Origin of the sequence: Sulfurirhabdus autotrophica, assembly GCF_004346685.1 — a bacterium.
Taxonomy (GTDB): Bacteria; Pseudomonadota; Gammaproteobacteria; order Burkholderiales; family SMCO01; genus Sulfurirhabdus; species Sulfurirhabdus autotrophica.
In genome coordinates this window covers 74,461-96,515 of the sequence record NZ_SMCO01000005.1, presented here as the reverse complement: position 1 = coordinate 96,515, position 22,055 = coordinate 74,461, and the positions used below count along the sequence as shown (strand labels likewise).

Annotated in this window: 15 protein-coding genes; 10 read left to right on the top strand and 5 right to left on the bottom strand. The window is 44.1% G+C overall.

Annotation, left to right across the window (positions count from 1 at the left end):
• The first annotated feature begins 183 nt into the window (after positions 1-183).
• From mtnA to EDC63_RS07540, 4 genes are all read left to right on the top strand, one after another.
• Complete coding sequence (gene mtnA, locus EDC63_RS07555; RefSeq protein ID WP_124945597.1) at positions 184-1,275, top strand: S-methyl-5-thioribose-1-phosphate isomerase; 1,092 nt, start codon at positions 184-186, stop codon at positions 1,273-1,275.
• Positions 1,272-1,919 (top strand): class II aldolase/adducin family protein, encoded by a 648-nt coding sequence (locus EDC63_RS07550; RefSeq protein WP_223248194.1) that lies wholly within the window; start codon positions 1,272-1,274, stop codon positions 1,917-1,919. Before mtnA ends, EDC63_RS07550 begins: the two co-directional genes overlap by 4 nt.
• A 1,099-nt stretch (positions 1,920-3,018) precedes the next feature.
• Complete coding sequence (locus EDC63_RS07545) at positions 3,019-6,657, top strand: AsmA-like C-terminal region-containing protein (protein WP_124945598.1); 3,639 nt, start codon at positions 3,019-3,021, stop codon at positions 6,655-6,657.
• A 267-nt stretch (positions 6,658-6,924) separates the two neighbouring features.
• The gene (locus EDC63_RS07540; protein ID WP_124945599.1) at positions 6,925-9,369 is read left to right on the top strand and encodes a serine/threonine protein kinase; all 2,445 of its coding nucleotides are present in this window, start codon (positions 6,925-6,927) and stop codon (positions 9,367-9,369) included.
• A 3-nt stretch (positions 9,370-9,372) separates the two neighbouring features.
• On the opposite strand, the gene EDC63_RS07535 is transcribed toward EDC63_RS07540, so the two are convergent.
• Entirely contained in the window at positions 9,373-10,143 is a 771-nt protein-coding gene (locus EDC63_RS07535) for a universal stress protein (RefSeq protein ID WP_124945600.1), read from the bottom strand.
• Positions 10,144-10,150: 7 nt separating this feature from the next.
• Positions 10,151-12,580 carry a Lon protease family protein gene (locus EDC63_RS07530; RefSeq protein ID WP_223248196.1) on the bottom strand — a complete coding sequence of 810 codons (2,430 nt, stop codon included), beginning with the start codon at positions 12,578-12,580 and terminating at the stop codon, positions 10,151-10,153.
• A 199-nt stretch (positions 12,581-12,779) separates the two neighbouring features.
• Here EDC63_RS07530 and EDC63_RS07525 point away from each other — a divergent pair, with 199 nt between their 5' ends.
• On the top strand, positions 12,780-13,199 hold the full coding sequence (locus tag EDC63_RS07525; protein WP_124945602.1) for a response regulator transcription factor: 420 nt from the start codon (positions 12,780-12,782) through the stop codon (positions 13,197-13,199).
• Between the two features lie 2 nt (positions 13,200-13,201).
• On the opposite strand, the gene EDC63_RS07520 is transcribed toward EDC63_RS07525, so the two are convergent.
• A complete protein-coding gene (locus EDC63_RS07520) occupies positions 13,202-14,767 on the bottom strand; it encodes a response regulator (RefSeq protein ID WP_165922941.1) in 1,566 nt (521 codons plus the stop codon).
• 435 nt (positions 14,768-15,202) lie between these two features.
• On the opposite strand from EDC63_RS07520, the gene EDC63_RS07515 reads away from it, so the two are divergent.
• The 5 genes from EDC63_RS07515 (at position 15,203) to EDC63_RS07495 (ending at position 20,367) form a co-directional block, all read left to right on the top strand.
• Positions 15,203-16,171 (top strand): acetyl-CoA carboxylase carboxyltransferase subunit alpha, encoded by a 969-nt coding sequence (locus tag EDC63_RS07515; protein WP_124945604.1) that lies wholly within the window; start codon positions 15,203-15,205, stop codon positions 16,169-16,171.
• Positions 16,140-17,483: a tRNA lysidine(34) synthetase TilS gene (gene tilS, locus EDC63_RS07510; RefSeq protein ID WP_124945605.1), complete on the top strand. Its 1,344-nt coding sequence runs from the start codon at positions 16,140-16,142 to the stop codon at positions 17,481-17,483. Before EDC63_RS07515 ends, tilS begins: the two co-directional genes overlap by 32 nt.
• 73 nt (positions 17,484-17,556) lie before the next feature.
• The gene (locus EDC63_RS07505; RefSeq protein WP_124945606.1) at positions 17,557-18,576 is read left to right on the top strand and encodes a TRAP transporter substrate-binding protein; all 1,020 of its coding nucleotides are present in this window, start codon (positions 17,557-17,559) and stop codon (positions 18,574-18,576) included.
• Between the two features lie 4 nt (positions 18,577-18,580).
• Positions 18,581-19,084: a TRAP transporter small permease gene (locus EDC63_RS07500; protein ID WP_124945607.1), complete on the top strand. Its 504-nt coding sequence runs from the start codon at positions 18,581-18,583 to the stop codon at positions 19,082-19,084.
• The gene (locus EDC63_RS07495) at positions 19,081-20,367 is read left to right on the top strand and encodes a TRAP transporter large permease (protein ID WP_124945608.1); all 1,287 of its coding nucleotides are present in this window, start codon (positions 19,081-19,083) and stop codon (positions 20,365-20,367) included. The genes EDC63_RS07500 and EDC63_RS07495 overlap by 4 nt, the downstream gene beginning before the upstream one ends.
• A 1-nt stretch (position 20,368) precedes the next feature.
• On the opposite strand, the gene EDC63_RS07490 is transcribed toward EDC63_RS07495, so the two are convergent.
• Positions 20,369-21,079, bottom strand: coding sequence for a hypothetical protein (locus tag EDC63_RS07490; protein WP_124945609.1), 711 nt, complete (start codon positions 21,077-21,079; stop codon positions 20,369-20,371).
• Between the two features lie 124 nt (positions 21,080-21,203).
• Positions 21,204-21,896 carry an SPOR domain-containing protein gene (locus EDC63_RS18745; protein WP_223248197.1) on the bottom strand — a complete coding sequence of 231 codons (693 nt, stop codon included), beginning with the start codon at positions 21,894-21,896 and terminating at the stop codon, positions 21,204-21,206.
• Positions 21,897-22,055 lie beyond the last annotated feature (159 nt).

The following is a 22,055-nucleotide window of genomic DNA, read 5'->3' as shown; positions in this document are numbered from 1 at the left end:
AGAATCCCTAATTGGCCGATTCTTACTGGTCATGGCCGTCTGCTTTCAAGCAAGATATTCTACACCTCGACCGTCAGCAGATGGCACCTTTGAGCCTCCCAATGCTGATTCTAATCATGGAATCATGCTCTCCAACCCGAATTCCGGGATAATGGTTGTTCTGACAACTATTTATCTCTTCTCATGAATATAAACGGTATTTCTTATCGCGCAATCTGGCCAGAGCAGGATGGCAGTTCGGTGAACATCATCGATCAGACTCGACTCCCGCATGATTTTTCCGTGATCCAGCTTACTGATTTATCAAGTGCGGCCCAAGCAATCAGCACAATGCAGGTGCGCGGTGCGCCATTGATAGGGGCGACGGCAGCTTTTGGCGTGGCATTGGCTATGCAGGAAAATGCTTCTGACTTTGGGCTGAAAGCCGCTTGTGATGTGTTGCTGGCAACCCGTCCTACAGCTGTCAATTTGCGTTGGGCACTGGAGCGGATGCAATCGGTGCTTTCTGCTGCATCAGATATTGATCGCGTTAAAATTGCTTGGCAGGAAGCAAAATTGATTGCGGACGAAGATGTGGAAATTAATCGATCAATCGGGGTAAATGGACTGCCGATTATTCGCGCTTTATGGGAGAAAAAACGTAATCCGGTCAATATTCTGACTCACTGCAATGCGGGTTGGTTGGCAACAGTAGACTGGGGTACTGCATTGGCGCCGATTTACGCTGCACATGATGCGGGCATCCCTGTGCACGTCTGGGTGGATGAAACCAGACCGCGTAATCAGGGGGCAAGTCTTACTGCCTGGGAGTTACAGCAGCACGGTGTGCAGCATACCTTGATTGTAGATAACGTTGGTGGGCACTTGATGCAACATGGGCAAGTGGATATGGTCATTGTGGGTACTGATCGCACGACAGCCCAGGGCGATGTATGCAATAAAATCGGTACATATCTTAAAGCTTTGGCGGCCAATGATAACAATGTGCCTTTTTATGTTGCCTTACCCGCACCCACGATTGATTGGCGTATTCAAAATGGTGTGACAGAAATTCCGATAGAACAACGCGATGGTGCAGAGGTTTCTCACATTAGCGGGCTAGATGCTACGGGTAAGGTTGTGGTGGTGAATATCGCACCAGTGGACTGTCAGGTAGCTAATTACGCATTTGATGTCACGCCTGCCAGGCTGGTGACGGGGCTGATAACTGAACGCGGAGTATGCGCTGCTTCAAAAGATGGATTGTTGGGGCTTTATCCGGAGCAAATGGCATGAATGAATTTACACTAAGGCAGCAGATGGTGGAAACCTCGCTGGATTTAGCGCGTCTTGGCCTGAATCGTGGCGCTTCAGGTAATGTGGGTGCACGTTATGAAGATCGGTTTCTGGTGACGCCAACCGGGATGTCGGCAGAAGAAATGACGCCTGAAGATATAGTATTAATGGATTTTGAGGGGAACTGGGAGGGCGATCGCCGTCCTTCCAGTGAGTGGCGTTTTCATCGGGATATTTTCGCTGCCAGGAAAGATGTCAATGCTATTGTGCATACCCATTCTACTTTTGCTACAACACTTGCCTGCATGGGTAAGGAAATCCCCGCGTTTCATTACATGATTGCAGCAGCTGGGGGTAAAACAATTCGATGCTCACCTTACGCTACCTTTGGTACCCAGCAACTTTCTGATCATGCCTTAAAAGCGCTGGAAGGTCGCAAGGCTTGCCTGTTGGGAAATCATGGAATGATTGTTGTAGGGAGTACGCTAATGCGCACACTAGGCCTGACAGTCGAAGTGGAATCTTTATGCGAGCAGTATTGGCGTGTGTTGCAGATTGGTGAACCGATTGTGCTTTCAGATGAAGAAATGGACATCATTCTGGAAAAATTTAAGCAATATGGTCAACCCTCAATACCTGACTAAGGCTATTGGCAGGAATGGTATTCCTGATTAGCAATCAATTTCGGCTGACTTGATATGTCTTCCTTGTTGTTGAATTTTTACAAATTAGCATGTTACTTCTTTCATCGCTGAGACGGCGAGGCGCAGAATTAGCGTGCCATAGAGAATCAAAGTGTCAATATTGCATTCATATTTTTATAATTGTGTCTCAAAAAAAATTTGAAAAATTACTTTGAGTAAACAAAGCAGCAGGAATAAATTAGAACAAAAAAGTTATGAGTAGATTGATTTAAATCAGGGTTTTTATCTGCTAGCTAATGATGTGCAAATTTACCTGCTTTAGTTGGCGTACATTGCTGCTGTAAGTTCTCTTGAAAATGCTATAACTTACTTGTACAAATACAAAAAATTCATTTTTCCACAGGATCTGTGGATAACTCTGTGCATATATTCGTAATAGGTTAAGTAACTCTATTGTCACATTACGATTTTTCCCGTTGCTTAAAATGCAGTCTTTTTTGTAACCATTTGAAATTATTTATAAAATAAGTTTTCATGAATGTGTGGTTTTTCATATTTACGGGTGATTTAGCCGACTGATTGAGTGAAAAAAGTGTGTTGATAAAGTTGACAGAATGAAAATATATTGTTCCATCTTTATCAAGAAAAATTAAGCCACATTAAAATACGAACAATTGGTTTAAAAGAACAATTATTTGAATGAGTTAAGGTTAATCATTGAATATTTGATTTCTTTGAAGCTATCAGCAGTTGATTGACGCTTTAAGATGGCTTTAATTAAACTCATAATCTGGTATTTTTATTCTTGGTGACTTGCGATGCTTTTAAAAAGATAAGTTTTTTATATATTTTAAGTGTTTTGGATATGCATATTCGGTAAGTTAGGGTACTTTAAATAGCAGTGCAGAAAAGATATCTCACAAAATAAAAATACATTCTGGATTAATTACATTGTTGTAATTATTGACATTTCTATATTTGATATTATCTGATTAGGCTGTATTTAATGAGTTAATGCTTGTTCTCGGAGCGAACTATCGTTAAATTTACTTTATGCAAGAAAAAATTGTTAATAAAGTAGTCAATATAATGGACGAAAATGGACTGGACAACGATTTACGCTAAAACCGCAAAAGGAGTGATGGAACTGACTGGTAAATCCAGACATCTTCATCGAGATCTCGTGCGTGTATTGCAGCTGGTGGATGGAAAAACGTCAGTAGCTGAAATATTAGCCCGTTCCGAAAAGTTATCAGAAGTAAAACTGAATAACGCATTGAATTCATTACTTGCAGAAAAATTTATTAAAATATTAGTCCGAGAGCAACTCACCCAATTTGGAAATGACTTTGGCTCATCTGCCACTATTATGGTTTCAGAGGCAAATACTCAGGCGTTTTTAGATGCTCAGGCAGCCGTGGGACAACGAAATAAACTGCTGGATGATAAGCGTGCTTGGGAAAGTGAATTGTCTGAGTTGACCGCTGAATTGGAAAGCGAAGTCAAACTTGCAGAGAGCAATAGAGCGCTTAAGGAATCTGAGGCAGTAATAAAAGGGGAATTGGAAAGAAGGAGCAAAGCAGAGGCTGAAGCACGAGCTCAGAATGAGAGGGAAATAAAAGCAAAAGCAGAGGCTGATGCGAAAGCGCGGGAAGAAGCAGCGATTCGGGTAAAGTTGCTGGCACAAGCTCAAACAGAAAAGGAAAATAAAGCGAAGGCCGAAGCAGCAGAAAAAGTAAGGCAGGAATTTGATAAGCGTGCAATGGCAGAGGCCAGGGCAAGAGCAAAAGTAAAAGAAGTGTTTGAAAGAAAAGCCAGAGAAGAAGCAATTGCAAAAGCAGAAGCTGAACAGAAAGCCCAGGAGGAAGAAGAAGACCAAAAAATGGCAGAACTCAGGCTTTCTAAACGATTAGAGGCTAGAGCTAGAGAGGAGGCTGAAGCAAAAGCCCTGGCAGAAGCTCAAGAGAAAGCCAGAAAAGAAGCCGCTGAGCAAAAAGAAAGGGAAATTGCTGAGCAGCATGCTCGAGAGTTAGCTGAAGCAATAGCAAAGGCTGAGGCTGAAAGGCAAGCTAAACTTAAAGCCGAAGAAAAAGCGAGAGTTGAGGCAGAAAGAAAAGCCCAGGAAGCTGCTGAACAACGTGCCAAAGAAGCTGCTGAAGCCATAGCTATAGCGGAAGCAGAAAGGCAAGCTAAAGCTGAGGCAGAAGAAAAGGCGCGGAAAGAAGCTGAGGAACGTGCGCTGGCAGAAGAAATGGCTAGAAAAGCAGCTGAAGCCAAAGCAAAGGCTGAGGCAGATGAAAAAGCAAGGCTGGAGGCTGAGCGGTTAGCGCGAGATGAAACCGAAAGACAAGCTAAAGCTGCGGCGGAAGAAAAAGCCAGGAAGGAAGCTGAGGAACGTGCGCTGGCAGAAGAAATGGCTAGAAAAGCAGCTGAAGCCAAAGCAAAGGCTGAGGCAGATGAAAAAGCAAGGCTGGAGGCTGAGCGGTTAGCGCGAGATGAAACCGAAAGACAAGCTAAAGCTGCGGCGGAAGAAAAAGCCCGGATGGAAGCTGAAGAACGTGCACGGGCAGAAGAACTTGCCAGGCAAGCAGCAGAAGCTAAAGCACAGGCTGAAGCAGAAGAAAAAGCAAGGCTGGAAGCTGAGCGGTTAGCGCGTGAAGAAGCAGAAAGGCAAGCTAAAGCTGAGGCTGAAGAAAAGGCGCGGAAGGAAGCTGATGAACGCGCGCAGGCAGAGGAACTTGCCAGGCAAGCAGCAGAAGTCAAAGCACAGGCTGAAGCAGAAGAAAAAGCAAGGCTGGAAGCTGAGCGGTTAGCGCGTGAAGAAGCAGAAAGGCAAGCTAAAGCTGAGGCGGAAGAGAAAGCCCGAAAAGAAGCTGAAGAGCAAGAGAGGGTAGAAGCAGAAAGGAAAGCGCAAGAAGCAGCCGAGGTGCGTGCCAGAGAGGCAGCAGAAGCACTGGCACGGGCTGAAGCAGAAATACAGGCAAAAGTTGAAGCTGAAGAAATTGCACGAAAACAAGCGGAAGAGTTTGCACAAGTAGAAGCAGCAGCAAGGGTTGCAGCTGAAGCCAAAGCAAGGGAAGAGGCTGAGAGAAATGCAATTGTAGAAGCTGAACAGGAAGAACGTGAAGCCGCTGAAATGCATGCTCAGGAAGCGGAGAAAGCATTAGAGAGGGCAGAAGAGGAAGCTAAAGCATTGAGAGATGCTGAGGCAGGCGCTAAAGCTCAAGAAGCAGAAAGAATAAAAGCTGAAGCAGAAGCAAAGGCTATCGAAGCAGCAAACGTGGTTGCGCATGCAAAAGCGGAGGCTGAAAGGGAAGCGCGCGAAGAAGCTGAGTTGCTGGCACGAAGTGAGTCTGAAGCGAGGTTGCAGGCGGAAGCGAGTTTAAAACTAGAAAAGGATATTGATGCAGAGGAAAGGCTGCAGGCTGAGGCCCGGGCGAAAGCTCAGGCAGATTTTAAAAACAAGGAAGCAAAAGGGAAAAAAAGCAAAAATTTTGTTTCACCGGCTAAATTGCTAAAGCAATTTGTTACGGGCGTGAAATATGTACTCGGAACAGCAATTGGGTTGATTCTGCTTGTTCTGGTGCTGTTACATTTGGTTCCGCTAAATTTCTACTCGCCTGCTTTTGAACAAATGGTATCTGACCGGGTGCATGAACCTGTTTCCATTTCAACCATTCGCGCATCGCTCTGGCCTTCTCCGCACTTGAAGTTTGAGGGTGTTTCAGTTGGTGCCATGCGTGATGTGAAAATTGGTACTATCCGGGTCATGCCGGATATGTTATCGCTGTTTGAAGACAGGAAAGTCATCAAACTAATTGAAGGAGAATCTCTGACATTTGATCAGGATGCTCTGGGACGCGTGTCGCATTGGCTAAAAATAGAAAATCAGCTTTCAATACCGGTCAATCGAGTCAGTCTCAAAGGGGTAAATATTGGTGTCAGAGATTTCAAATTGCCTCTGTTCGATGCAGAAATAAAATTAAACCCAAAAACCGGGATGTTGCAAGGGGCATTTGTTAAAAGCGCAGATGCTAAATTTTCCGGGAATATTCTGGCTCATGACGAAACCTATGATATCGATTTTTCAGGAAAAAACTGGCAGTTACCTTTTGGGCCTGCGTTTATGTTTAATGATGTGAGCGGAAAGGCGGTTGCAACAAATAATACGTTGCAAGTAACAGAAATTGATGCACGCTTATATGGTGGATCCGCAAAAGGTAATGCGAAGCTGGAATGGGGGAAGATCTGGCATTTTTCTGGTGATTACAGTGCATCAGGGCTTGATTTGGCCCCGCTGGCCACTTTGTTTACCCGTGAAATATCTCTTCAGGGAAAATTGAGTGTCAATGCGGATTATTCCATGCAAAATAATGAGCTTGCAAAGTTGTTTGAAGCGCCCCAATTAAAAGGTGATTTCACTATTGAGAGAGGTGTTTTGGGTAATTTTAATCTTGTGGGGGGGATACAGTCCCCTAAAAATGATATCAGTGGTGGCGGGCAGACAAATTTTGAAAAACTGTCTGGCAAATTTACGCTTATGAAGGATCGTTATCAGTATAAACAGTTGAAAATGGAAGCTGGCTTGATGAACGCGAATGGATATGCTGATTTGGTTGAGGATAAACAAGTCTCCGGCCGAATCAATGCTGAATTGCGCTCTTCTTCAACCTTGGTTAAAGCGCATTTTTCCGTTTCAGGTAAACTCAATGAATTGTCCTTGCACCATGAAAACTAGGTTTTAGAAGTTGAGTCTGTTTAGCCATGGAACTGACTTATGAAGTATAAAGAGCCGTCTGTAATGTCAGTTTTTTTGTCATCGTTATCCCCTATGCAGCTTCATTGCTGCAAAAATTTCATCAGTTTTAAGTAGCAGAGAATCTGCATGAATTTACCAAACGGTGAACTTTCTGTATCCTAGGCTGGGTATACGATTTTCTGATTTGTGTAGGTCTCTCTCACATGGAAAAATCATCCTGAAAGTGTAACTTTAAGAGGCTGTTGCTTGAGTCAAATCCCAACTGCAAATGACATTGGCAGATTTCGTGTTCTGAAAACCCTGGGTAAGGGGGCACAAGGAACAGTCTATCTTGCCAAAGACCCCCATTTACAACGTCTTGTTGCCATAAAAACGCTTCATTTGAATGCAGCCAAAAGCAAAGAATCTCAACTGAAGGTGTTGCTGGATGAGGCCAGAATAGTCAGCCAGATGCAACATCCGAATATAGCTGCCTTGTACGATGCAGGCGAGCACAAGGGGCAGCCCTATCTGATTTTCGAATACGTTGAAGGGATGACGCTGGCGCAGCGTTTAAAATCCAAAGGTGCAATTCCGCCAGTCAAGGCAGTTGAAATTGCCTTGCAAATACTGGAAGGCATCGCCTACGCCCATCGAAAACAGGTTGTTCATCGTGATCTTAAGCCGGCTAATATCATGATGGGCGGTAACGATATCCCCAGAATAATGGATTTCGGTATTGCCAGTAATATTGCTTCGGAGAAGGTAGCATCACCTGAGTTTAAAGGCACGCCGCTGTATATGGCGCCTGAATATATTTCCAGCGGTACTGTTGGCCCGCAAACAGATATATTTTCAGTTGGAATGATATTGTATGAGATGCTGATTGGACGCAATCCAATACAGGCCTCTACAGTTCAAGAAGTGCTGGATAAAATCCAGCATCAGTCATTTAGCCCGCCTTCAATAATAGATAATGATGTTGATGAACGGCTTGATAATATCGTCTTGAAGGCCCTGTCAAAAGACCCGGCAGATCGTTTTTTGAAAGCGGAAAACATGATTGCCGCTTTGGAAGGGTATCTTAATCCGGTTAGCGATATTTCATCGAATAATGGAAAAGAAGGGACGCAAAGCACGATGGAGTTTCTGCTACGGCGGATGCGTCATAAAAGTGATTTCCCAGCAATTTCTCAAGCTATTAGCGCAATTAATAAAATTGCCGCATCAGACAATGAAAGCGTATCTGCACTCTCCAACGTGATACTAAAAGACTTTGCACTGACTAATAAGCTCTTGAAATTGGTCAATGCTGCCTATTATGGCCAATTTGGAGGGTCAATCAGCACAGTATCCCGTGCTGTGGTGATATTAGGGTTTGATACTGTACGAAATATTGCGGTAACGTTAGTCCTGCTGGAACACCTGCAAAATAAACCGCAAGCAGCTCAACTTAAAGACGAAATTTTAGCTACATTATTCGGTGGCGTAATAGCGAGGGGATTAGCGCCTAAAAGTAATGTAAAAGACGTGGAAGAAGCATTTATTTGCTCTATGTTCCATAATCTGGGCAAATTGCTTGCAACATTTTATTTTCATGAAGAAACGGTTGAAATCAAAAAATTGCTTCAGCAAGGTGGTACAACAGAGCGTCATGCTTCTGTTTCAATTTTAGGCGTGACTTATGAAGACTTGGGTATAGGCATTGCCAAGGCGTGGAACTTTCCCGAAAAAATCATTTCCAGTATGCGTGAAATCACCGAAACCAAAATTCATAAACCACAGACAGAAGGAGAGAAACTCCGTCTTCTCTCAGGGCTTGCTAGCGAATTGTGTCAGATTGCTTCAAACACGCCTGTTGAGGAAAAAGGCGCACAGTTGAAAGCATTAAGTGCCCGATATGGCGAGGGTATTGCGCTATCGGATAAACAGCTGGCGCTGGCAATTGGTGATGCCATGCGTGAATTTTTGCGAGAAACCAGTATTTTAGAACTGGATACGCGTCAAAGCGGATTCATGAAAAAAATTAGTCAGTGGTCGGGAATCGCTGATATAACCAAGTCAGAAATGCAAAATAGCAGCGCGAACGAAAGTGAAGGTGGCTCAGAACTAGGGGATGCAGCACTGCAAGACACGGTTTTGCACTCTCCCGAGCCTGCTGGACCAAAGGATATTGATTCTGCCGAAAGTGCGCGCAAAGCTGCGCAAAATGTCCTTGCTGCCGGCATTCAGGATATTACCAATACTTTAGTTGATGATTACGCGCTAAATGATCTACTTCGCATGATTCTTGAAACCATGTACAGAGGGATGAAGTTTTCGCGCGTGCTGATGTGTATCAAGGAAGGGAAGCATAACACGATGAATGGTCGTTTCGGGTTCGGCGACGATATTGACCAAGTGCTTAAGAGCTTTAAATTTTCTTTAGAGTATTCGCCAGATGTGTTTCATGTTTCTCTCAATCAGGGGCTGGATATTTTGATTGCTGATATTGATGCGGAAAATATTAAATCCAGGATTCCTGACTGGTATCGTAAAAATGTCGGTGCCCATTCATTTATACTGTTCCCGGTAATGATTAAAAAATCCGCAGTTGGATTGCTGTATGCAGATAATATTCATTCAGGTGCGCTTAAAATACAGCCGGAAGAACTCAACCTTCTGAAAACGTTACGCAATCAGGCGGTTCTGGCTATTAAGCAGAAATTGTAAAACTCAAGTTGCCAGAATCACAGGGCAGTTAATGCTTCCAAGCAATTGTAGCAGTGCTTTATATGAAAACTGGTGGTGAGTTTTTCCGATCACCAGAATCCCTTTTTTCTCTTTAAGCAATGCTTGAATTTTATGGGTTAAATGCGGTGTCTGGGTGTAAAAAAAACGTGTTTTTGACAAGTATGTTGTCAGTTTTGATGTGGCGATTTCGCGTAATGCGTTTTTAGATTCAGTTGTGTTACTTTCGACTAATACAGATAACGTGGTTGCGTTCAAACGTGCCACGAGGAGCGCTGTCATTAAAGCATGCTGTGAAGCAGGCGAGCCATCGAATACAACCAGTGCCTGTTGAATATGTTGTTTTAAGGGGAGGATGGGTGACTCATTTTGGATTGTTTTCATTTGACCAAAAATGATTAAATCTGCTTCATTTGCCATTGATAATACGTCTGCAATAAGTTGGCCGCGAACCACTTTAAAAGACCATTGCAATTGCAAGCGTTCTGCTGTTTTAGCGAGCAGTTGCTGAGCGTGCATCGCTCCTGCTTTTAGTGATCGCTCGATATCAGAGAGCAAAATTCGGCGTTCGGTTGCCGATGCATGGCCTACTTCTCTGGCAAAAGGCAATCCAGCCAGGTTCAGTAAATTGATATCTTCAACAAAAAGTCCTTGTAGCTGAGCTTGCAACTCGGTTGCCAGTCCTGCAGCAGCATCAAGCGCCATATCACCCAGCCTGGAGTTCTCTAATGAGAGCAGAATACGTTTGCTTGCCATAACTTCTTTAACGCCGACCATACTTTTTATTTCTGGGGGGCGAGCTGGATTTATTTCTGGAGGTTGATTCACGTATGGAAAATAATTCATGCAGCCTGGTAGCAACCAGATAGTTAATGCTTTCAGGCGGCAGCTTACCCTGTGCGTCTGACACACCTGCAGGCATTCCTGTCAGTAATTCTATTGCCTGATCTGCATTTTCTATTGAATAAACGTGAAATTGCCCTGTTGATACTGCGGTAACAATATCCTGGCGCAGCATCAGGTGTTTTACATTGGTTGCAGGAATCAGCACGCCTTGCTCACCTGTGAGCCCCCGTGCCTTACAAATATCAAAAAATCCTTCTATCTTTTCGTTGACACCCCCAATTGTCTGCACTTGCCCAAGTTGATTGATTGAACCAGTAACTGCCAGTGACTGTTTGATCGGCACATTGGAAAGGCTGGAAAGCAAAGCACATAATTCCGCAACAGATGCACTGTCGCCTTCAATCATGCCGTAAGATTGCTCAAAAGTAAGCGTAGCAGTCAGCGAAAGGGGGTGGTTTTTGGCAAATCGCTCGGCCAGGAACGAGGAAAGGATTAATACCCCCTTTGAATGTATTGAACCGGATAATTCTACTTCACGCTCAATGTTGATTAACTCTCCTTCTCCCAACCTTGTTGTAGCGGTAATGCGAGCAGGCTGTGCAAATGCGAAATTGCCTAATTCAATGACGGCAAGCCCGTTTACTTGTCCCACAGTTTCGCCTGATGTATCAATCAGCACGGTACCGCGGATAATTTGTTCATACATGTTTTGTCTGAGTCGGTCAGCACGGTGAATTTGAGTGTCGATTGCTTGTTGAATATCTGAGGCATCCACTGATTTTTTCCCGGCTTGTTGGGCCCAATACTCAGATTCGCGCAGTAAGTCCACCAGACTTTGCATATGGGTAGACAATTTTTCTGAGTCGCCAACTACCCGTGAACATTGCTCAATGATGCGAGCAACCGCGTAACGATCAAAAGGGATAAGTTTCTCTTTGCGTGTCAGGGAACCAATTAGCTGGGCATACAAATTATTTGTCTCCTGATTACGGTCGATACTGTCTTCAAAATCTGCGGCAACTTTGAAAAGTTCACTAAATTCAGGGTCGTTTTCATACAGTAAATAATAGAAAAGGCGGTCGCCGAACAGGATGATTTTTAAATCCAAAGGAACGGGTTCAGGTTCCAGCGATACAGTGCTGACCAGGCTGAGCATCTGCCCTAGTGACTCAATGCGAATTTCGCGGGAATTGAGGGCGCGTTTCAGTCCTTCCCAGCCAAATGGCTGAGCTAAGATCTTGAGTACATCCACTAGCAAATAACCACCATTGGCCTGATGGAGCGAACCGGGTTTGATTAGCATAAAATCCGTTACTAGTGCGCCCATCTGGGCAATATGCTCCACTCGGCCAACCAGATTGCTGTACATTGGGTGGTCATCGTAAATAATAGGCGCGCCTTTTTGCTCGCTATGATCTACCAGAATATTGACCTGATAGCGACGGAAAGCATTTTCCAGATTTAAGCTGTCCGTACCTGCAGTAGGAGTTTCTTCTTTTTTGCGAAAATCATCAACGTTATCAATAACATCTTGCTGAACCTCTTCCAGATAAGCCAGAATAGAGGGGAAATCGGTATAACAGTGCCTGATGTCTGAGATCAGGTTGCCAACCGCAAGTAAGGTGATCTCCTTATTCAGTTTTTTTATTTTTTCTCGTTTTTCCTTACGCCATTGTGGGATCTGACGGATCACCTTTTGCAGTCGATCCTGCAATTCGTCAACCAACTTTTCAATGCGCTCTTTCTCATTTTCAGGCAATTTTTCATACTCTTCTGGTTCGATAACCTTGTCATCGTGAGTAGGCGCAAAAGCAAATCCCCCCGGTGTTTTGAGAAAGGCTATGCTTTGTTTCTCCGCATCTTCGGTTAAAATCTGGAAAGCGCTTTCCTGTCGTTCGTTCAATTCCTCCTGAATTGTTTCAGTCTTGGATCTGTACTCATCACTCTCGAAAGCCGCAGGTATAGCAATGCGAAGTTCATCTATCAGTTGTTGCATATCCTTGCGCAAGCTGGTGCCTCTGCCAGGCGGCAGCAGGAGTGCTTTGGGTTTGTGCGGTTGTTGAAAATTGTTTACGTAGCATAAATCTGAAGGGGCGGATTCATCATGCGCTTTATTTTCAAGGAATTGTCGTACCAACGTATGTTTTCCCATACCAGGCGGGCCAAGCACAAATAAATTATAGCCATCGCGTCGTATGCTGGTACCAAATTTAATGGCATCAAAAGCCCGCGTTTGGCCAATAATTTCAGTCAGATCATTCAAATCTGCTGTGGTAGTGAAATCAAAATCATCCGGGTTGCAACGCTGAAATAATGCTTGAGGCGGAAGAGGTGGGTGTTTAGACACGGATACATTCCTCATTTACTATTATTAATTGAATGCTACCTAAAATATTTTTAGTGTTATTAATTGGAGATGATTGTTTTTATCATAGACGTTTTCCTGAGGTAATGATTTAAAATGTTGCAGTAAGTTTTGATAAAATTGGCTTGAATTTTTACTCAAACTGGCACATGATCTGCACAATTGTTATAATGTCATCAATATGTTAGAAAAAACTATGGAAGAAAAACAGCGTTACAGGATACTTATTGCCGATGATGATGGAATTACCCGTCATTTATTGAGATTACTGCTGAAGCAGTATGATCACGAGGTGGTTGGCGAAGCGGATGATGGTGAAACAACGCTGACACATTGCGCTAGGCTTCTGCCGGATGTTGTTTTTCTGGACATCAATATGCCCAATATAGACGGTATTGAAGTGTTGAAAAAGATCAGGCAAAACCATCCGCAGATAACAGTTGTTATGGTGAGTGTTTCTTCTACGCCAGATCACGTCCATACGGCAATGTCTCTGGGGGCTCACGAATTTATCGTCAAGCCTTTCAACTCCGCAAGCGTAATAAATACGCTCAACAACATCAAGCGTACAGCACAGGATTTCCCAAAAGATAAGCCATAGGCTTATTCTGCAGGTATGCCTTTCAGTTCAATCAGGTTTGCCAACGCCACCATTTCTATCTTTACTTGTGCAAGCTGTGCAGCAATGTCATCAATGTTACTGCTCTCGCAGGCGATTTCCAGTAGTTTTGACGCGTATTGAAGCGCCGGGGTGCCGCAGTAACTAGAAGAGCCGTGGAGTTTGTGAACATATTGCTGCATTTCATCCAGGCGTTTTGCATCAAAAGACCGTTCCATATCATTAAGCAGCGTGGGTAAACTTTTAAGCAGCATTTCCAACACGGTTTTCCATGTATCAACCTGACCAAATGCAAGCGCAATCCCCTGTTTGGGGTCTAGTACTGGCAGGCCCAAAGTCATCTCGGCATTGTTTGGTGTGGTTATTTCAGTTTGAGTGACAGGATGAAGATCCGGGAAAGCCGCAGGGCACCATTTGGCCAAAATCCCTTTCAGGGATATTTCGGTAAGGGGCTTTGCCAGGTAATCATCCATCCCTGAAGCAATATAGTGTTCTTTGTCGCCGTGCAGCGCACTGGCGGTTAAAGCAATGATAGGTATTTTTTTTGTACCTTGCTGTAATAACCTGATTTGTTTTGTCGCTTCTATTCCATCCAGCACTGGCATTTGTATATCCATCAAGATGAGATCATAGTTGTTATGCTTGCAAGCGGTAACTGCTTCCAATCCGTTTTCTGCCTGATCTATATTTGCGCCAATATGGTTGAGCAGAATGACAGCAAGTTTGCGATTGATTTCGTTGTCATCCGCGATCAGGATACGCGCCAGAAAGACATTTTTGTGTGGATTAAGCTGCGCTGTTTTATCTGGTAGGATTTGATCTGAAACATGAATATCTTTAATTTCACTACGCTGTAATGGTACTTGTGTTTGTAGCATACAGATCAGCGTATTGTGAATATATCGGCGGCTCACTATCACAAAACTGATTAGAATCACCAACAGTAAAACCGCAACAGGAAGAATAGATTTGAAGAGGTGTTTTCTTGCCGGGGCGAGATCCATGGCAAATTCAATATAGCCGATTACTTCCGAGTTCTTTTTTGGTAATTTGCTTGTATTCGAGATTATTTTGTCATGAGGCAATACTGGTGCTAACACACGGATAGAGGTGACAAAACCTATAGTGTGCGTAGTAAGCAACAGATATTCTGAATGACTTTGCTTTAGCTGGGTAATCTGGTTGGCAGGGAGAGCGGGTAATCGTACTGTCGTTTCTTTGACATATTGCCCAAGCAGTCCCAGGTCTTTTGCATTGTAATAACGATAATAAAGTATATCCGTTATATTGCGCCCGTATTGTTGTGTGTCTACAGCTTTCTCACTGCGTTCGGATAAAGTAAGGTTGGCGGCAAATTGGCTTAAGCCAGGCGCCAATTGTATTGCACGTTCTGTGAGTTCTTCTTCAATAATAAAATGATGCGTAGTCCATCCCAAACTTGCAATCGTGACCAAAAAGAGTAATGCAATAAATGGAATTTGAAATAAAAAGAGTTTGGTAGCCAGGTTCTGATGCTTTTGGGCCTTAGTCAGGGAGCTTTCAGTTGGCATTGCCATGCATCGCTGACAAGTTTGCGGAATAACTGCTGAAGCTATTTGAAACGATAGTGTAGGTCAAAAAGAATTGAACGGTTAGCATAATGTGGAGGGGAAAATGTTCATTACGCCAATTGAGTATATTTGATCATTCTTTTTTGATTGAAGCATCGTGAGTGTGTGTTCTCATCTATCCAACATTATTTTTGAATGTAGCACACCTTCAAACGATAATAAATTGAATTCGATTGATAACCAGCTAACTCAGATGAACTGCTATGTAAATTTTGCTTTTACGTCATGGAACTGCAAGAAATACACTGATTATTCGTAAAGAATGCTGAGCGGAAATTTGCTCGTCCATTGAGACAACTTGATGGCTATTTTGTGGTTGTATGAAGAAATGTTGTATCATTGGCGTTTTTCGGATTGTGCAAAAAGTAATACCTTATGAAGACCACTTTTCTGGATTTTGAGCAGCCGATTGCAGAACTTGAGACGAAGATCGAAGAACTTCGCTATGTTCAGGACGATTCGGCATTGGATATATCCGAAGAAATCAATCGGTTACAGAAGAAGAGCCAGAGCTTAACCAAAGATATTTATGCCAAATTGTCACCTTGGCAAATTTCGCAGGTTGCACGGCATCCTCAGCGTCCCTATACGCTGGATTATCTTCAGAATATATTCACAGATTTTGAAGAATTGCACGGAGATCGCGCCTATTCAGATGACCCGGCTATAGTTGGTGGTCTGGCACGTTTGAATGGTCAGTCCGTGATGGTGATTGGACACCAGAAAGGTCGTGACACCAAGGAAAAAATTTATCGTAACTTTGGTATGCCTCGCCCTGAAGGCTATCGTAAAGCATTGCGCTTGATGCGTCTGGCAGAGAAATTCGGGATTCCGGTGGTAACGTTAATCGACACGCCCGGGGCCTATCCAGGTATCGGTGCAGAAGAACGTGGGCAATCAGAAGCGATAGCACGCAATCTTTACGTTATGGCGGAATTGCGCGTCCCCGTTATTTGCACCATTATCGGAGAGGGCGGGTCTGGTGGCGCCTTGGCGATCGGTGTGGGCGATGTCACTCAAATTCTGCAATATTCTACCTATTCGGTCATTTCTCCAGAAGGATGTGCGTCTATCTTGTGGAAGAGTGCAGATAAGGCTCCCGATGCTGCTGAAACTTTGGGCATTACCGCAAATAGACTGAAAACGCTTGGTTTGGTAGATAAAATCATTAATGAACCTCTCGGTGGTGCACACCGAGATGCGGCTGCCATGATGCAGTCTCTGAAAAAATCCTTGCTGGAAAGTTTGCGGCAAGTTCAGGATCAAACGACTGATTCGCTGCTAAAATCGCGTTTTGAACGATTAATGGGCTATGGCAAGTTCAAAGAAACAGCTGTTAAGTGATCTTCCTCCCAATGTTAAAAGTATTCTAGAGTCATGGGTCAATCCAGGGCATCGCCTCGTGCTTGGCCTGAGTGGCGGGATTGATTCAGTTGTTCTGCTGGATATCCTGTCTCAATTACAGTCATCCTTGGATTTTCAACTTTCCGCTGTTCACATCAACCATCAATTAAGCCCTTTTGCATCAAATTGGGCCACATTCTGCCAACAGTTATGCAACCACTATCAGGTACCTTTGCAGCTGGTTCCCGTTGATTTAAATAGGGAAAGTGGGTGTAGCCTTGAAGCCGTTGCACGAGAGGCGCGATATGCAGAGTATTTCAAGCAGGATGTTGATTTCGTAGTGTTGGCTCAACATCTGGATGATCAAGCAGAAACATTGCTGCTGCAGTTGTTGCGAGGCACAGGAATGAAAGGTTCAAGTGCTATGCCAGTTGCCAGAGTCTGCAAAAGTGGTGCAACCATTTTGCGCCCTTTGCTCAAATCCACCCGCAAGGAAATTGAATCTTATGCCGAACTGCATCATTTGCGGTGGGTAGAAGATGAGAGCAATGAAAATGTTGCGTTTGATCGTAATTTTTTGCGTCATAAAGTTTTTCCTGTTTTTGAGCAACGTTTCCCAGCTTACCGCCAAACCTTTTTAAGATTCAGTCAACATTTTGCTGAGGCATCCGAATTGCTGGATGATCTTGCCGCAATCGATGCGCAACATTCCATTGTGGAAGGCAGGCTGCAATTGGAAAGCGTGCGTGACTTGAGTAATGTTCGAGCCAAAAATGTGTTGCGCTACTTTCTGGGTTGCATGGGTATTTCCATGCCTAGTGCCGATCGTCTGAGCGAAATGCTGCGGCAATTGCTAGATGCGGCGAAGGATGCCAATGTGCGTATTGTTTTGGGTGACAATGAGATTCGTCGTTTTAAGAATCAGGCTTATGTTTGTCAGAAAACCAAAAAAGGTCAGGTGGAGCTTTGCTGGACATGGCAAGGGGAATCTGAATTAAAGTTGAGTGGGATAGCAGGGACATTAATTTTTGAGAAAGTAGTTGGGCAGGGAATTAGTATGGACAAGCTGCTTAGCGACAACGTGTTGATTCGCTTGAGACGTGGCGGCGAGCGTTTACGTCCGGATTGTCTCAGGCCAAGGAGGACATTAAAAAATTTGTATCAAGAGAAGCAGATCCCGCCTTGGAAAAGAGAGGCGCAACCGTTAATGTATAGTGGTGAAAATCTGGTTTGGGCAGCAGAATTTGGGGTAGACTGTTCTTATCAGGCACAGGATGGTGAGCCGGGGCTTATTGTTAAATTAAAAAATTAGTTTCAGGCATGCCCGGTAAACTTTACATTCGAAAGCTTGGGTTCTTCATAACATTAATAATTCGGAGGAAATAATGCGTTCACTTATATCTATCGTAACATTGATGTTTGCATTTGGCTTTACCAGTCTGGTTTCTGCCGCTGACCCAATCATAATCAAATTCAGCCATGTAGTTGCGCCCAATACACCGAAGGGAAAGGCTGCAGAAAAGTTTAAACAACTTGTCGAAGAACGGACGAGTGGGAATGTTAAGGTCGAAATTTATCCAAACAGTCAATTGTATAAAGATCGTGAAGAAATGGAAGCGCTCCAGATTGGTGCTGTACAGATGTTAGCCCCTTCACTCTCAAAATTTGGGCCAATTGGCGCACGTGAATTTGAAGTGTTTGATTTACCATACATATTCCCAAATAAAGAAACGCTCTATCGCGTCATGGATGGTGAGATTGGCAAAAGTCTCATGGGCAAGCTGGATTCCAAGGGGATAGTCGGTTTATCTTTTTGGGATAATGGATTCAAGCAAATGAGTGCAAACCGTCCGTTGCGTAACGTTGAAGATTTTAAGGGTTTGAAAATGCGTATTCAGTCATCCAAAGTATTGGATGCTGAAATGAAAGCACTTGGTGCCAACCCTCAAGTTATGGCGTTCAGCGAAGTTTATACAGCCCTTCAACAAGGCGTGGTGGATGGAACTGAAAATCCCAATTCAAACTTCTATACCCAAAAGATGAATGAAGTTCAAAAGCACCTGACTATTTCTGACCATGGGTATTTGGGATATGCAGTGATTGTGAACAAAAAATTCTGGGATGGACTGCCTGGCGATACACGCAAGATAGTGGCTCAAGCCATGAAAGATGCCACTGAGTACGAACGCGAAATAGCAAAACAGGAAAATGAAGAAGCGCTGACCAAGGTGCGTGCAGCAGGAACAACTGAGGTTTATGTACTGCCTTTTAAAGATCGCGTCATCTGGCAAAAAGCCTTGTTACCGGTTCACCGCGAGTTTGAAAGTGTCATTGGTAAAGACACAATCCAGGCAATTTACGCAATTGCGGCGCAAGTAGAGAAAGAAAAAGCCGGCAAAAAGTAAGGCAATGTTCAGCCGATTGCTGGATCACCTCGAAGAGTGGCTGATTGCCACTTTTATGGGGCTGGCTACAATTATAACCTTCATCGCCGTGGCTTTGCGTTATACCACTGGTGCAGGTATACCCTGGGCCCAGGAATTGACCATTTATCTATTTATCTGGATGGCCAAGTTTGGTGCCGCCTATGGTGTGCGTACCGGAATTCACGTCGGGGTGGATGTGCTGGTAAGAAAGCTCAGCCCATCCAGGCAAAGATTTTTTACATTTCTGGGGTTGTCACTGGGGGCTTTTTTTACTGCAGTGGTGGCCTTGCTAGGCGTGAAATTTGTGCTTTTCATGCGTAGTACTGGCCAGACTTCCCCTGATCTTGACTGGCCCATGTGGATCATTTATCTTGGTGTTCCTCTTGGTTCCTCCCTCATGTCTTTTCGGTTTATCCAAGTTTTGGTGCAATTTCGCAGGACAAACCAGTTGCCAATGCATCATTACGGAACTGAGCATCCGGAATGACAGGCGCAATCATATTTATTCTGCTTTTTGTGATGCTCCTCACCGGTACGCCTATTTCCATTGCGCTGGGCATGGCAGTGCTGGTCTTCCTGTTCACGGTTTCCACTATTCCTGTTGAAATTATTTCCCAAAAGCTGTTTACCGGTTTAGACAGTTTTTCCATCATGGCCATTCCATTTTTCATTCTATCCGGGACCTTTCTTACATCAGGGGGGATAGCAACCCGCATTGTACGCTTTGCGATCTCGCTAGTGGGCTGGATGCGTGGAGGATTAGCCATGGCAGCGGTATTGTCATGTGCATTTTTTGCTGCCATTAGCGGCTCAAGTCCGGCAACCGTCGTCGCTATCGGTTCCATCATGTTGCCAGCCATGGTCAAGCATGGTTATACCAAAAAATTTGCAGTAGGTGTGGTATCTACTTCAGGCGGTCTGGGAATTCTAGTGCCGCCATCTATTGTGATGGTGATTTATGGTGTGAGCACTTCGGAAAGTATTGGTAAATTGTTTATTGCAGGGATCGTGCCAGCAATGATCATGATGTTTGCTTTGCTCGGTGTGACCTATGCCGTGGCCAGAGCGAAAGGGTTTCCTACCATGGAAAGAGCTTCATTCAAGGAAGTTTGGCAATCTTTTCGTGATTCCGTATGGGGATTGTTGTTGGTGGTTATTGTCATAGGCGGTATTTATGGCGGCATATTTACGCCGACAGAAGCCGCAGCCGTAAGTGCTGTTTATGCCTTTGTGATAGCGGTATTTGTTTATGGCGATCTTCCTTTGAAGCGAGTGCCAAAGGTATTGCTGGAATCGGCGAATATGAGTGCAATGCTGCTCTACATAATCACCAATGCCATGTTGTTTTCTTTTCTACTGACGACGGAAAATATTCCTCAATCGCTCGCTCAATGGATTATCGAGCAAGGGCTTACCCCTTGGATGTTCCTGCTTTTTGTTAACGTGCTGTTATTCTTTGCCGGTGACTTCATGGAGCCATCGTCAATTATTTTGATTCTTGCGCCTTTATTTTTGCCAGTGGCAATCAAGCTGGGAATCGACCCGATCCATCTTGGTATCATCATGACAATCAATATGGAGTTGGGCATGATTACACCACCTGTTGGATTGAATCTTTACGTTGCAAGTGGCTTGGCCAAAATGGGGCTGACAGATGTTACCAAAGCGGCATCACCATGGATTTTGGTGGTGACGGCGGTCTTGTTACTAGTAACCTACATACCCCAGCTTTCTTTATGGTTGCCGAATTTAATGTATGGGGGAAAGTAAGCTAACTTTGCTGAGGTTGCTTGGATATGGTGGTGTTTGATTTTTCAAAGCTGGCAGCTGCCTGGGCAGGTGCGTTTATATCTTCATTTAAAAAAAAGTAAAATTCTCGGGCAATGGAGACGAGATACTTCTTGGTTTCTTCCAGGCTGAATAATGGCAACATACTATCCAAAAGTGCACTATAGCTCTTGTTGTCGAGGTCGATATTTCGAGTAAGATACATTACCGCTTTTGAAAGTCTCGCTCGTGTGTGGATGGCCTGTTGGGCAATGCCAAGTGTACTCAGGTAAGACAAATATCTGCTATGTATCGCAGATTCGCGTTCTGAAAGAATAGCCACTTCAGTAATTTTCAACATCTCGTCAATGCTTTTGATATTGCAATCAAACAATACCTCGCAGTTCTCGCGGATGCCACGGTAATTTCCCGTGCTCATTAATAGTGCCACCGATTTAAAATCAGATGTCAGAAACGGAAAAAGCTCGCGTGCAACTGTAGAAGCGTGTGAGCGATACATATCCGGGATGGAATTCAGCATTAAATTGACAGCATTTCGGTAGGCAACTGAGGTGATTGTTTGCTCGCCAAGTTTAGAAATGATCAGCCTGGCAAAATGTTCGCTACGGGCAACATCGGATTTTTTGATTTCATTTTTTTTCAGTAACTGCAAATAAGCCTTAAGAGATACTGATATCACTGTTTCTTGCGTCATGTTGAAAAACCTGTCATGTAACAATGCATAGGACCGTTTTTGCAAAATTCAATTATATCGACAAGTTGCTTATTTGCTAGTAAGAAAAAAGCGGGCATTGTGGAATTATTTATCCAATAAATTGTTAATGTTGCACGACAACTGCGCCAATGCCTAAAGTACGGATTTTCTCCATGGCCTTGTCAGCCTCAGCCTTATCTTTAAACGGCCCTACATGTACCCTGGTTTCAGTGTATGACTGAATGCCATGTTGCGCTAACTTTTCCTGTAACTGAATAGCATTGGCGGGGTTGGAAAACACGCCTAACTGGAGAACAAATGTTTTCGGACCTGTGGTGACGGTCTGGGTTTTTGGAGCAGGTGCTGGTACAGGTTTTTCAGCGTGCGGAATAGCCGTTTTTTGTGCCGATTCAATTGTCAAAGCTGGCTGGGGTTGAGCCGGTCGCTTTTGTGAAGTAGAAGCAGGCTGAGAATGTTGAATTTCTGGTTGCGCTGAAACCTGCGGAGGAGGTGGTGTTTCTGGCGGGCTTGCTGGTGCAGCAGCAGAGGGCGTTTCTACTGGTTTGGATTCAGGCTCAGGAGCAGGGGCAGGTGATGTCTCTATCGCTGGTGGAGGTTCAACCGCGGGTTGAGGGGTTAATTGAACGGTAGTTGATGGTAATTCCTGGGCAACAGGCCTGGATGGCTTTTGTTTGCTCAAAACCGTCAAAATAGCTACCGCAGCTAAAACTAATGAAACAGCAACGATCAGTCGGCGAGTAGCCCTTTTCTTTAAATCGTTTTGCTCTTCGTTGATAATGGCGTTATGTTCCAGCATCGGCTTTATCCTCTTTGTTCTATTAGCCAAATTGCGCGCGCGATCATGCTAGCATGAAATTCAAGCCTGTAACAGACATACAGCCGCTAGACAGAAATAGAAGTCTTTGATATCGCCGAAAAAGGTTTATTTCATTCGTTTAACGTGGTATTTTAATAA